The sequence below is a fragment of the Mesorhizobium sp. CNPSo 4671 genome (assembly GCF_057784245.1).
This window is the reverse complement of the sequence record NZ_JBWLUW010000005.1, coordinates 251,975-264,740: the sequence shown is the minus strand read 5'-3', so window position 1 is coordinate 264,740 and position 12,766 is coordinate 251,975. Positions and strand designations below refer to the sequence as shown.

General features: G+C 64.0%; 15 protein-coding genes and 1 tRNA gene. 12 read left to right on the top strand and 4 right to left on the bottom strand.

Annotated features, from left to right (window positions below):
• Positions 1–5: 5 nt before the first annotated feature.
• The 3 genes from AC04SF_RS17195 to AC04SF_RS17185 all read right to left on the bottom strand — a co-directional run bounded on the left by AC04SF_RS17195 (position 6) and on the right by AC04SF_RS17185 (position 2,041).
• The gene (locus tag AC04SF_RS17195; protein ID WP_488478810.1) at positions 6–533 is read right to left on the bottom strand and encodes a P-loop NTPase family protein; all 528 of its coding nucleotides are present in this window, start codon (positions 531–533) and stop codon (positions 6–8) included.
• A gap of 71 nt (positions 534–604) precedes the next feature.
• Positions 605–967: a hypothetical protein gene (locus tag AC04SF_RS17190; RefSeq protein ID WP_202351726.1), complete on the bottom strand. Its 363-nt coding sequence runs from the start codon at positions 965–967 to the stop codon at positions 605–607.
• Positions 968–1,123: 156 nt separating this feature from the next.
• Positions 1,124–2,041, bottom strand: coding sequence for a class I SAM-dependent DNA methyltransferase (locus AC04SF_RS17185; protein ID WP_488478809.1), 918 nt, complete (start codon positions 2,039–2,041; stop codon positions 1,124–1,126).
• A gap of 105 nt (positions 2,042–2,146) precedes the next feature.
• Between AC04SF_RS17185 and AC04SF_RS17180 the strand changes: the two genes are divergently transcribed.
• Entirely contained in the window at positions 2,147–3,154 is a 1,008-nt protein-coding gene (locus tag AC04SF_RS17180) for a ligase-associated DNA damage response exonuclease (RefSeq protein ID WP_488478808.1), read from the top strand.
• 232 nt (positions 3,155–3,386) lie between these two features.
• A complete protein-coding gene (locus AC04SF_RS17175; protein WP_488478807.1) occupies positions 3,387–4,988 on the top strand; it encodes a cisplatin damage response ATP-dependent DNA ligase in 1,602 nt (533 codons plus the stop codon).
• Positions 4,989–4,992: 4 nt separating this feature from the next.
• On the opposite strand, the gene AC04SF_RS17170 is transcribed toward AC04SF_RS17175, so the two are convergent.
• On the bottom strand, positions 4,993–6,138 hold the full coding sequence (locus AC04SF_RS17170) for a hypothetical protein (protein WP_488478806.1): 1,146 nt from the start codon (positions 6,136–6,138) through the stop codon (positions 4,993–4,995).
• A gap of 290 nt (positions 6,139–6,428) precedes the next feature.
• On the opposite strand from AC04SF_RS17170, the gene AC04SF_RS17165 reads away from it, so the two are divergent.
• The 10 genes from AC04SF_RS17165 (at position 6,429) to AC04SF_RS17120 (ending at position 12,744) form a co-directional block, all read left to right on the top strand.
• Positions 6,429–6,504, top strand: a tRNA-Thr gene (locus AC04SF_RS17165).
• Between the two features lie 271 nt (positions 6,505–6,775).
• Positions 6,776–7,468, top strand: a complete 693-nt coding sequence (locus AC04SF_RS17160; RefSeq protein ID WP_488478805.1) for a class I SAM-dependent methyltransferase — start codon at positions 6,776–6,778, stop codon at positions 7,466–7,468.
• Between the two features lie 252 nt (positions 7,469–7,720).
• A complete protein-coding gene (locus AC04SF_RS17155) occupies positions 7,721–8,158 on the top strand; it encodes a VOC family protein (RefSeq protein WP_488478928.1) in 438 nt (145 codons plus the stop codon).
• Positions 8,159–8,290: 132 nt separating this feature from the next.
• Complete coding sequence (locus AC04SF_RS17150) at positions 8,291–8,479, top strand: YodC family protein (RefSeq protein WP_032932854.1); 189 nt, start codon at positions 8,291–8,293, stop codon at positions 8,477–8,479.
• A 218-nt stretch (positions 8,480–8,697) separates the two neighbouring features.
• On the top strand, positions 8,698–9,141 hold the full coding sequence (locus AC04SF_RS17145; protein WP_488478804.1) for an EF-hand domain-containing protein: 444 nt from the start codon (positions 8,698–8,700) through the stop codon (positions 9,139–9,141).
• A gap of 45 nt (positions 9,142–9,186) precedes the next feature.
• The gene (locus AC04SF_RS17140; RefSeq protein WP_488478803.1) at positions 9,187–9,723 is read left to right on the top strand and encodes an RNA polymerase sigma factor; all 537 of its coding nucleotides are present in this window, start codon (positions 9,187–9,189) and stop codon (positions 9,721–9,723) included.
• A gap of 113 nt (positions 9,724–9,836) precedes the next feature.
• Complete coding sequence (locus AC04SF_RS17135) at positions 9,837–10,283, top strand: hypothetical protein (protein ID WP_488478802.1); 447 nt, start codon at positions 9,837–9,839, stop codon at positions 10,281–10,283.
• Positions 10,280–10,735: a periplasmic heavy metal sensor gene (locus AC04SF_RS17130; protein ID WP_488478801.1), complete on the top strand. Its 456-nt coding sequence runs from the start codon at positions 10,280–10,282 to the stop codon at positions 10,733–10,735. Before AC04SF_RS17135 ends, AC04SF_RS17130 begins: the two co-directional genes overlap by 4 nt.
• Positions 10,736–10,844: 109 nt before the next feature.
• Positions 10,845–11,123, top strand: coding sequence for a GCG_CRPN prefix-to-repeats domain-containing protein (locus tag AC04SF_RS17125; protein ID WP_096453220.1), 279 nt, complete (start codon positions 10,845–10,847; stop codon positions 11,121–11,123).
• A gap of 115 nt (positions 11,124–11,238) precedes the next feature.
• Positions 11,239–12,744, top strand: a complete 1,506-nt coding sequence (locus AC04SF_RS17120; RefSeq protein ID WP_488478800.1) for a DUF1800 domain-containing protein — start codon at positions 11,239–11,241, stop codon at positions 12,742–12,744.
• Positions 12,745–12,766: the final 22 nt, after the last annotated feature.

Genomic DNA, 12,766 nt, shown 5'->3' with positions numbered 1-12,766 from the left:
GTCTCTTACCTGGCCAGGTCCCACTGCCGGAAGCATTGCTTCATTGCCCTCACAGATGATAGCTGCAGCTTTGGCAGGTCGAGCTGCTCGAACATCGCCTGGTATCTCTGGCGGTTTTTCGGCGTGGTCACGGCAATATGGTGGATCATGTCCCATTTGACGCTGTCGCGCCCGCCCTCCAGGGCACCGCGCCTGTTCGTCTCAAACCAGCTTCGCCTGAAATAGCGCAACAAACTTGCCGCCGTGGAGATATCCAGCAGGATCAATCCCGTCGCCCGCTGAAAGCGTTGCGGCATGCAGATCGAGTAATTCCCGTCCATGACCCAACGCTCGCCGGCGATCGCGGCGTCGTGCAAGGCAATGAATTCGCCTTTTGGACGCGGCTCCCAGTCGGTGTTGGGCAGATGATGAAGCAGATCGAGGTGAACGGGCTCCAGGCCACGCTTGCGGGCAATCGCGTCGGCCAGGGTCGACTTGCCGCTGTTGGACGGCCCCAGAATGCAGATGCGGTCGCCAAGATCCGAGAGTTTCATCCGATCGCACCTTCAGGAGAACGCGGCCTGCTGTCCGCGACAAAGTCCCGGCCAATAGCTGTTTCGTATCTTCAACTGGGCAGAGCGAGCTTCTTCTTCTGATTGTCCGGCTTGCCGCAGTCGCGGCGCTCGATCGACCGGTTCATGGCATCGATCTCGCCTGCCGCCTTGTCGCTGTCGCGCTGGGCTTTGGAGCGCATGTCGGGCGTGAACGGGCCAAAACCCATCGCGGGATTGTAGAAGGTCGGCTTTGCGGTCACCGGAAGGTTGTTCTGCTGCGCCAGGTCATTGCGCTGCACCAGCAACTGATCGCATGGCACGGTGTCATACTGCAGGGAGGACTCGATGTTGGCGTCCTGGCGTTCGGACATCGAATTGCCGACGCAGCCGGCCGTTGCCAGGCAAGATGCCAAGATCATCATGTGCCAGCGCATCGAATATGCTCCCTCCTGATATTCCGCGCGCGCGCGCCCCGTGTTAACCGCGCACGCGATTCGGGCTTTTTCGCAGCAGAAGCTTCACCGAGACAAGTGGGGCAGTACCCCTTTGAGGTTGGGAAGGATCGCCGCATTGACCCGATTGTGAACGCTTCAGGCTGCGTGGACTTTCCCGGCCACAACGACCAGCCCGTCGACCGGTTCCCGACGATCCTGCCGGATCACGGTTGTTTCCAGGGACAGGATCGAAAATCCGTTGGCGGCCAGGATTTCACGCACATAGGTTTCAGAGTGCGCGTAGCGGCGCGATGACAGCAACACGAAATCGCCACTGCCGCTCAACCTCTCTACGGAAAAGGCCAACAGGCCATCCTCGGCCAGCAAGCCGGCGATCGTCTTCACCATGCCGTCGAGCGCGCCGACATAGATGAAGACGTCGGCTACTGTCACCAGCTCGGCCTTCGGGCCGGCATAGGAAAAATCCTGCAGATCGGCCTTGCCGAGGAAATCGTAGACGCCCTTGGCCCGCGCCCGTTTCAGCATTCCGGTCGAAATGTCATAGCCCTCAAGCCGGCCGGCAATCGGCCGCAGCCTCTGCCCCATCAGGCCGGTGCCGCAGCCGAGATCGAGCGCCAGCGGGAAGCGACCCGGCCTTGCCGTTCGAATCGCCTGATCCAGCAGCTCAGGCAGCCGGTAACCCAGCTTGTCGACCAGTGATTCATCGAAGCTCCCGGCGTAGTGGTCGAACAGTGTTTCAACGAAAGCGCTGGGGAGCGCGTCGGACGCCGGCGCCTTGCCGATCAATTGCAGGTACAGCGCGGCACCCTGGCGATCCGTCGGATCGAGTTGCAGCGACACCCTCCATGCCTGCGCGGCCAGATCCGATGCACCCGCCGCCTGCTGCATTTCGCCGAGACGAAACCAGCCCATCGCCCATTGCGGCGTCAATTCGAGTGCCCCGAGCAGCAATTCCGCCGCAGCGGCGTGATCGCCATCCGCAAAGAGCATCTCGGCATAATCGGCGCGGCGATCGGCGTTCAAGTCGCCGGACGAGGCCTGAAGCGGTTTCATGTCATGGGTCCTATCGGCGCATGAGGCCGATGGTGCTGTATGCTGGAGTCAGCAGTCCGTGGCAACAGACTTCCCGCAACGGAATTATATCCTATCTTGGGGACCATGCGAGCCAGCGACCTGCTTCATCCCCGGCCCGAAGGCCTTTACTGCCCGCCGGGCGATTTCTTCATCGACCCGGTGCGGCCGGTGGACCGGGCGCTGATCACGCACGGCCATTCCGACCATGCGCGTTCCGGCCACCGCTCGGTGCTGGCGACACAGCAGACGCTGGACATTATGGGCCTGCGCTACGGCGAGGACTTTGCCGGAACGACCCAAGCGGCACGGCTCGGCGAGACGATCGCCCTTAACAGTGTCAGCGTCAGCTTCCATCCGGCCGGCCATGTGCTGGGCTCGGCGCAGATATCGGTCGAGCACCAGGGCATGCGCATCGTCGCTTCAGGCGACTACAAAAGGCGCAAGGACGCAACCTGCGCGACGTTCGAGCCGATCCGCTGCGACGTCTTCATCACCGAGGCGACCTTCGGCCTGCCGGTGTTTCGCCATCCACCCGACACGGAAGAAATCGCCCGCCTGCTGAAGTCGGCGGCGCAGTTTCCCGAACGCTCGCATCTGGTCGGCGCCTATGCATTGGGCAAAGCGCAGCGTGTGATGCGGCTGTTGCGCGACGCCGGCTATGACAGGCCGCTCTACATCCATGGTGCGCTGGCCAGGCTCAGCGAGTATTACCAGAGCCAGGGCATTGACCTGGGAACGCTGGAACCGGCGACAGTCGAGGGCGCCAAAGATGACTTCACCGGGGCCATCGTGGTCGGCCCGCCATCGGCCTTCGCCGATCGCTGGGCGCGGCGCTTTCCCGATCCGATCTCGTGCTTCGTGTCGGGGTGGATGCGCATCCGCCAGCGCGCCAAGCAAGGCGGCGTCGAGCTGCCGCTGATCATCTCGGACCATGCCGACTGGGACGAACTCACCGCCACCATCAAGGAGACCGGCGCCGAGGAGATCTGGGTGACGCATGGCCGCGAGGAAGCGCTGGTCCGCTGGTGCGAACTGGAAGGCATAGCGGCGAGGCCACTGCATCTGGTGGGCTATGAGGATGAGGGCGATTGAGCATGAGAGCAATCGTTGATGCAGCGCTTTATGTCGCCCCCCTCTGTCCTGCCGGACATCTCCCCCTCAAGGGGGGAGATTGGCAGCCTCATTGGCTCCGCTCTTTCTGCAACGTCGGCAATTGGCGAAAGCCGGCGCGACGTCCGATCTCCCCCCTTGAGGGGGAGATGGCCGGCAGGCCAGAGAGGGGTGCCTCGCGCCGGCTTTCGCTATTGGCGGGGCGCACCCAGCCATGAACCGCTTCGCCGAACTCCTCGACCGCCTGGTGCTGACGCCGTCGCGCAACGGCAAGCTGACGCTGCTGGTCGACTATTTCCGAACCGTCGAGGACCCGGATCGCGGGCTGGCGCTGGCCGCCATCACCGGCGATCTCACAATCGCTGCGGTCAAGCCGGCGATGCTGCGTATGCTGGTCACCGAACGCATGGATCCGGTGCTGTTCGGCTATTCCTACGACTATGTCGGCGACCTCGCCGAGACGGTGTCGCTGGTCTGGCCGCAGACATCAGGCAAGATCCCCAACCGTGAGCCGACGCTTGGCGAGGTCGTGGCAAAACTGCAGGCGGCAAGCCGCTCCGACGGGCCGAAGGTGCTGGCCAGCCTGCTCGACAGCGCCGGCATCTCGGCGCGCTTTGCCATCATCAAGCTGGTCACCGGCGGCCTACGCATCGGCGTCTCGGCGCGGCTGGCCAAACAGGCGCTGGCGGGTTTCGGCAAGGTCGAGGTCGCCGAAATCGAGGAGCTCTGGCACGGGCTATCGCCGCCCTACACGGGGCTGTTCGCCTGGCTGGAAGGCAAGGCCGAAAAACCGCGTAACACGGCGATGGCGCTATTCCGCCCGGTGATGCTGTCGAACCCTGTCGGCGACGGCGATCTGGAAAAGCTCGATCCGGCGGACTACGCGGCCGAATGGAAATGGGACGGCATCCGTGTCCAGGCGGTGGCGGAAGGTGGCATCCGCCGGCTCTATTCGCGCACCGGCGACGATGTCTCCGGCGCCTTTCCCGATCTCGCCGACGCCATGCATTTTTCCGCGACGCTGGACGGCGAGTTGCTCGTCGGCGACCCGCGAGAGGCGACGGGAACCTTCTCGGACCTGCAGCAGCGGCTGAACCGCAAGACGGTGACACCGAAGATGCAGCAGCAATATCCGGCCTTCATGCGCTGCTACGACCTGCTTCAGCTCGGTGACGAAGACCTTCGCGCATTGTCGTTCCGGGAACGGCGTGGCCGCCTCGAAGCCTTTGTCAAGACGCTCGATCCCAGCCGTTTCGACCTGTCGCCCTTCGTCGCCTTCGCCGACTGGCAGGCGCTGGAAGACCTGCGCCGCGCGCCGCCGCACCCGATCATCGAGGGCGTGATGCTGAAGCGCTGGGATTCGCCCTATGTGGCCGGCCGGCCGAAAGGCCCGTGGTTCAAGTGGAAGCGCGATCCGCATACGGTGGACGCGGTGCTGATGTATGCCCAGCGCGGCCATGGCAAACGCTCGAGTTTCTACTCCGACTACACATTCGGCGTCTGGTCCGGAGCTGAGGGCGAGGAGGAACTGGTGCCGGTCGGCAAGGCCTATTTCGGCTTCACCGACGAGGAGCTGAAGCAGATCGACAAATATGTCCGGGACAACACGGTGGAGCGTTTCGGGCCGGTGCGTTCAGTGCGCGCCGACCGCGACAATGGCCTGGTGCTGGAAGTCGCCTTCGAGGGGCTCAACCGTTCGACCCGGCACAAATCCGGCGTCGCCATGCGCTTCCCGCGCATCTCACGGCTGCGGTGGGACAAGCCGGCCAACGAAGCCGACCGCATCGAGACGCTGCAGGCGCTGCTCGACCGCTAAAGTCCTACGGCTCGATCGAGACGCGGATCTCGTAGATGTCGACCGCCTTGCCCTGCTTGTCGAAATCGGAATTGACGGCGATGGTTCCGGCCGAGCCCGGATGCTTGGCGGGGAACTGCACATCGAACAGATATTCGTTGCGCTGCTGGCCGACCGCGTAGCGCTTGCGGCCGCAATCGCCAAGCTCGCCGAAATTGCAATCGACGGAGATCTGCGTGTCCTTGCCGTCCTCGGCCCGCGCTATGATGTCGAACACGGCGTGCTTGCCGGCGAGCTTCTCCAGCACGCCCTGCCCGACATCGAAAGCGATTGCCGAACCGGAGGGACCGGACTGGATGCGCAGGAACGGACCGGTGTCGTCCTTCATCACCGAGGCCTTGGCGTCCGACGGAGCGGCGACATGCGTCGGGTCTGCCGGCGAGAACACATTGATCCAGTTGCGCGACTGGTCCGCGGCACCAGGCTTTGCCGGCGCGTTGGCGCCGTCAGCCGGGGTGAAATCGTCATCCTCGACGGTTGGTGGCGCCTCCGGCGGCGCTGTGTTGAGCTGTGCCGCCGTCTTGAACACACCGGTCTGGATGGCGAAGAACACGCCGATGCCGATCGCCGCAAGCAGGGTCACGGTGAAGAAAATGGCGGTCAGCGGCAAGCGACGTCCACGAATGCGCCGCTCATCGCGATCGGGCGCCACTTCCGTCGCTGCCCCCGAAGCGGCAGGGGTGGACATGTCGATCGCCGGCGCACCTGGAAGCGTCGCGTCCGGCATGATGTCGGGAACGACCGGCAGCACGTGCGAGCGCGGCGCATCGGACGCGGGCTCTGCGGGCCCGTCGACAGTGACGGCGGGCGATGGCGTCTTGTCGCCGATCTCGATCGCGGGTGCCGCAGCGACTGCGGACTCGACCGCCGGTGCGTCGACCTCCAGGCCCACATCCGGCACCGCCGGCAGGAATTCGGATTCGATTTCGGTGATCGTCGCCTGGATCGCCTTGCGGCGCTTGATGGCGACCTCCACGGTCACGCCGGGATTGGCCTGGAGCGCGCGGTCGAGCGCGGCAAAGGCCGACCGATAGACCCTTTCGCGGAACGCGCGGTCCTCGGCATTGCCCTTTTCCAAGGCGTTCCGGATCGCTTTTTCGATCGCGTCCAAGCGAGATCCCTCTGCAAATTGCCCCAATCTTCCCTGATGGTTAGCGGTAGGCGACCAATCAATCAACGGGCGGGCAGCCGCATTCTGCCTCGACGGGCCGTCCAAAGTCCATCTTGGCGGTATTCCGGTAAATAAAATCGGACCATGCTGGCGATTCCCGCATGCCGGGTGGCGTGAAGCCCTTGTTTCGACCGCGGCGAGCGCTCGTGCATGATTTGGCAAGTCGCATCTTGAATTCGCCGCCGGTTGAGTCTATCACCCAGCCCATCTTGGAGGCCTTGGCCTCCCGGGCCGCTTTAGCTCAGTTGGTAGAGCACATCATTCGTAATGATGGGGTCAGGTGTTCGAGTCACCTAAGCGGCACCAATTATTTCCCAAGGGTTTGCGGGTTCCCGAGGCGTAGAGCGAAAAACGCCGTCGTAGCACTCTGGCAGCACTTCCTGGCGGCGCTTTTTGCCCTTTTTGTTCTTGGTGTGAGATCGCCTTGCATCGGGTTTAGCGCGCCGATCTGCTGATAAAGCTGGGAAGCGGTACGTTCGTGCAGCCCGATAACATGACGATCAATTATAGGTCCCACTTGCGGGTTGCATTGAAGCGGAGAGTGGCGCAAGACAATCCTGGAATAGAGGAGTGAGCAGTGGTCGATTTTGCTAAGTGGTACGACGGGAAAGAGTTTTCCTCCGATTGGGCGTCTAATAATTTCCATGTCTGGAGTTCTTTACTTGCAAGTATGCGGGATCGACCTCTCAACATCTTGGAAATCGGATCTTGGGAAGGACGTTCAGCGATCTTTTTTCTTGAGTACTGCCATCTGTCGCGGATTACGTGCATCGATCCGTTCGCTGGAGGTCAGAACGAATACATAACTTTGGCCGGCGGATTTGCCCAAGTAGAACGGCGCTTCGATGCCAACACGGCCTCGTATGCCGGGCGCGTCACAAAGCTGAAGTCGATTTCCAGCAAGGCATTGATCGACCTGCAGGACCAAAAAAGATCTTACGACCTGATCTATATCGATGGTGCCCACGACCGGGACGCGGTTCACGTCGATTCCCTTCTGGCGTGGCCTCTGCTCAAGAATGGCGGGACCATTATCTGGGACGATTACGCTTGGGAACGGCAACAACCGATCGAAACGAGGCCGGAAGAAGCCATCAATGTTTTCGTGGCTTCCAGACGCAAGGAAATCAAAGTTCTCCATGTCGGGCACCAAATCGTGGCTCAGAAAGGCGATAGCGGAAGGTTTGGTATCGGCTCCGCTATCAACTCTGTCATTTTGAGCACGCTCAGGATGCGACGGCGTCCGCGCTTCGCCAAAGAGGCTCTGTAGCGAACGAAGGATCACAGTGGGTCGAGGTCAAGGAATTACGCCGCCATGGCCTCGGCGAAGGTCAAAGCCATCGAGCGTAAAGCCGCGGATATGCGCCCTGCTCTTTGTGGCGCCATAGCGATCACTCAAAATCCGTCAGTTCAAACCGGCGACGCATTGCAAGGCTCGCCTCCAGAGCCCTGGATCAACCCTTGCTCACCTGGCGAGCAGTTTTATGTTTGCGGCCTGCACGGCCCCTTGGAGATTGGACACATGGCGCTCAAACGGATGGACAATGTCGGCATTGTCGTCGACGATCTCGAAGAGACGATCGATTTCTTTCGCGAGCTCGGCCTTGAGCTCGAAGGGCGGGCCACGATCGAAGGCGAATGGGCCGGACGTGTCACCGGACTGGGCGATCAGCGCGTCGAGATTGCCATGATGCGCACGCCGGACGGCCACAGCCGGCTCGAACTGTCCCGCTTCCTCACGCCGCCTGTCGTCGAGGATCACCGCAATGCTCCGGTCAACGCTCTGGGCTACCTTCGCGTCATGTTCGCCGTGGACGACATCGACGACACGCTTGAAAGGCTCCGCAAGCGCGGCGCGCAGCTCGCAGGCGAAGTCGTCCGGTACAAAGACGTCTATCGGCTCTGCTACATCCGTGGACCCGGAGGCCTTCTCATCGGCCTCGCCCAGGAACTCGGCTGAGCGCAATACGACGACAATGACGAGGGCCTGTGAGCGGGGTGCGGTGGATCGCGCTGCCGGCACCCCATATCCGCCATTGTCGAGACTCAGCTTTGGTGGGAAACTCATGGGCCTCAGCATGGGAGGTCGAAAATGCCCAATACTTTCAAGACCGGAGACGTCGTCAGGCTGAAGTCGGGAGGGCCGAAGATGACGGTCAGCGACGGTGCCGCTTCCGGCATGTATCTCTGCCACTGGTTCAACCGCGAGGGCGATGTGTGGATCCCGCAGCATGCGGGTTTCAAGCCGGATCAATTGGTGGCCGCCGACCCATCGGCATAGCTCCTGCCCGTTCGCCACGGGTGGTGGCCGATCCGGCGTGAATTCGGATGACGCCGGATGGCGTGTCATGCCGCTGCCTGGGGCCAGCATTGAAGCGGCATCGCCAAATTGGATGATCGGCACAGGCGACCGACGGATTTCCGTCGCCGCGGCGTTTAACGGTTGAAGCGTGACCATGGCATGGCCGTGGCCGACGCGCCAACCGGAGATGCCGAAGCATGATAAGCCGTTCGATCCTTGCCGCTGCCTTGAGCCTGCTGACCGTTGCGGCTCTCGCCCAGACGGCGACGCAGCCCCCTGCCGCCACGTCTCCTGGCGCCACGCCGCCGGCCGCCGCGCCGGCCGCGCCAAAAGCCAAGTCAGACATCACACTGGCCAAGTTCCAGAAGCGGCGGGAGAAGGCGATCATGGCCGCCGACACGGATGGCGACGGCAAGATCAGCCTCCTGGAGTGGGAGGCCTTTCAGGCCAAGCGCAACGTCAAGGGCGACGCCGCCAAATCCTTTGCGCGCATCGATTCGAACCATGACGGCTTCATCGATCGCGCCGAGCTCGACGCATTCTTCGCCAAGCGCTTTGCCAGACTGGACAAGAATGGCGACGGCATTCTGACGGCCGACGAGATGCCAGGCCACAAATCCGCTCCCAAGCCGGAGCAATGACCAAGAGGCCATGACGCGTGATGGATATCGGGAGTGCGCCAGCCGATGAGCGCCGATCCGGACGAGGAGCTGGTTCGTCGGGTCGGTGCCGGCGATCCCGCGGCGGTGCAGACGCTCGTCGCGCGCAAATTGCCGCGCATTCTTTCGCTTGCCGTGCGCATGCTGGGCGACGCGGCGGAGGCCGAGGATGTCGCCCAGGAAACCTTCGTGCGCATCTGGCGTCATGCCTCGAGCTGGCGGCGCGGCAATGCACGCTTCGACAGCTGGATCCACCGGGTGACGCTCAACCTTTGCTACGACCGGCTGCGCCGGCGCCGCGAGTTGGTGACCGACGATTTGCCGGATATGGTCGACCCGGCGCCGCTTCCCGATGCTCGCGAAGAGCCGCATCGGATCGAGCAGGCCCTGCAGGCGATCGCGCCGCGCCAGCGCGAGGCGATCATCCTGGTCTATTATCAGGAGATGTCCAACATCGAGGCGGCCGCGACCCTGGAGATCAGCGTCGATGCGCTGGAGAGTCTGCTCTCGCGCGGCCGGCGGGCCTTGCACATGATATTGGCCAGGGATGGCGTCCATGACTGAGAAGAACGCGGCCATGAATGGCGCACAGTCATCGCGCCTTGCCGGCGTCCGGCGGGGCTGCCTCGTTTCCGACCCGCGTGGGCACGCGGCAGCAAGGGGCAAAGGGAAAACATATGGCTGAAGACATCGAGGACGGCCCGGCAATGGACGTCAAGCGTTTCGCCGCGCTGGCCGAAGCCTATGGCGGCGATTTGCGGCGCTGGCCGCAAGCGGAGCGCGAAGCAGCCTCCGCCTTTGCTTCAAGCGAGACGGGCCAGGCCATTTCGCGAAAGGCCGGCACGCTTGACGCCCTGCTTGACAGCTACAGTGTCCCGCACCCCGGCAGGGCGCTGCACGACAGCATCCTGCAGGTTGCCAACCGGCACATCGTCCGGCGCCGGCGTCAGCGGTTCTGGTGGCTGGGGTTGGGGCTTGCCGGCATCGGGCTCGCCGGCGCCATCGCCGGATTGGCCCTGGTGACCGTCGTTACACCCGAGGTTCAGCCAGACCACTACGTGCTCGATGCCAATGCGACGGCGTTCGGCGATGCCGGACCCGAGACGATCGAGGAAGACCTATGAGCACCGGCCGTAACCTTCTCATCGCCTCGGTGGTGCTGAACGTCTTCCTGGCCGGTGCGCTTGCCGGCGGGGCCGTCTGGATAAAAAGCGGCAAGCAGGGCCAGGGCACTTCGCTGGAGGCGGCCGGCGGCCGGCTTCCTGACCAGCAGCGCACGCTGTTCCGCAAGGCGCTGCGCGAGATCCGCCAAGAGTCGCGCGAAATCATTCGCGACGGCCAGCAGGCCAGGCGCGAGGCGGCTGATTTGCTGCGGCAGCCCGTCCTCGATACGGCTGCCCTGGCGGCCGCCCTGGAGCGGGCCCGCAATGCCGACGTCACCGTGCGCACGCGGCTGGAACAGCGCATCATCGAGTTCGCAGCGGCAGGCTCCGCCGAGGATCGCAGCGTGCTGGCGGAAGGGCTCTCGAGGCGCGCCGGGCCGCAGCCGTCGACACCGCCAAAAAAATCGCCGTGACGACCGACGGAAAATGCCGACGGCGACCGTTTAACGGAATGAAGGGCAGGACCTGCCGGACCATCTGGTGCCGACAGGTTTCAACCTCGGACACCTTCGGAGCATGGTCATGAACTATCTGACAAAATACGCGATCACCGCCGCTCTCGCGGTGACAGGAACGGTTGCCACGGTTGCGGCATCCTCGGCGATGCCGCTGGCCCCGCTTGCCGCCCCGGCGCTGGTCGAGCACGTCGCCTGGGGTTGCGGGCCTGGCTGGCATCCCAATCCCTGGGGGCGCTGCGTGCCCAATCGCGTGGTCGTCTACCCCGGTTACTACTATTGGCATCGCCCGGCCTTCTACGGATGGCATCCGCACCGTCACTGGCACCGCTGGCATCGCTGGTAAGGGCCTGCGGGGCCGACACCTTCGTCGGCCCCTTGACCCCAGTTGAACAGGCACGAAACGGCTCGAACGGGCTTCTTGCGCCGCGCGCGGGAAGCCCAAGCAATGGAGAGCTGACTTGGCTATCCCGGCCTCCAAGTCCCCGCCCGATCCAGCCCCAGATCCAGCCCTTGTCGCTTTCAACCGCTTCGGGCTCGGGGCAAGGCCCGGCGACCGCGACAGGGTGGCCCACGACCCGCGCGGCTACCTGAAGGCGGAACTGCGGCAGCCCGACATCGCCCTGATCTCGCTTTACGATCCGGCCTATGCCAGCCTGCCGGGCAGCACGCCGGCCATCCAGGCCAGCATGGCGGCGAATTTCCAACGCAAGCTCGACCGCGAGCATATGGCCGCCACAGCACAGCCGGCAAAGGCGAGCGCCCAGACCATGCCGGCCCAGGCCACATCGGTCCCAATTGCGCCTGCCCAACCCGTTTCACCGCCCGCGGCCACGGCCAAACCCACACCGCCGATCGAGGCCACGCTGTTTCGCGCCGAAGCCCAGGCGCGCTTCGACAAGGCGCTGCGGGCCGAGGCCGGCTTTGTCGAACGCCTGGTCTATTTCTGGTCGAACCATTTCTGCGTCTCCGTGGCGAAGGACAACATCGTGCGGGCGAGCGCTGGCGCCTTCGAACGGGAAGCCATCCGGCCCTTCGTGCTCGGCCGTTTCGCGGACATGCTGATGGCGGTCGAGCGGCATCCGGCGATGCTGTTCTATCTCGACAACCAGCAGTCGATCGGCCCGGACTCCCGCGCCGGCAAAAACCGCCAGCGCGGCCTCAACGAGAACCTCGCCCGCGAGATCATGGAACTGCATACGCTCGGCGTCGGCAGCGGCTATACCCAGGCCGATGTCACCAGCTTCGCCCGCATCCTGACCGGCTGGACGATGGCCGGGCGCGAAGGCCGGCTGGGCGAACCCGGCAGCTCCGTCTTCAACGCCAATGCCCATGAGCCGGGCGACGCGGTGCTGCTCGGCAAGACCTATCCGGCTGGCGGCATGGGCCAAGCCGAAGCGGCACTCAACGACATTGCCAGCCATCCGGCGACGGCGCAGCACATCGCCACGGAACTCGCCCGTCATTTCATCGCGGACGACCCGCCGCCCGCGGCGGTCGCGCGCCTGGCCAAGGTTTTCGCCAAGAGCGACGGCAATCTCCGGGCACTGGCGGCGACCCTCATCGACATGCCGGAAGCCTGGTCGGCGCCCTTGACCAAGATGCGCTCGCCCTTCGACTACATCGCCGCCATCCGCCGGGCGGCCGGCCCGGGTCCGGCGAACGATCCCGGCCAGTCGCTCAACTGGCTCAATGCGCTGGGCGAGCCGCTCTGGCAGCCGCCGGGGCCGAACGGCTTTTCCGACCAGGCGGACAGCTGGGCCTCGGCCGAAGGCATGAAGATCCGCCTCGACATCGCCTGGCAGGCGGCCCGCCAGGTCAAGGATATCGGCAATCCCAGCGACATGCTCGACGCCGTCATCGGTCCTTCCGCCTCGCCGGAGACGCGGCAAGCGGTCGCCCGTGCCGAGTCCAAGCAGCAGGGCCTGGCGCTGCTGCTGATGGCGCCTGAATTCCAGAGACGATAACGCGAGCGACAGGTCCGGCGCC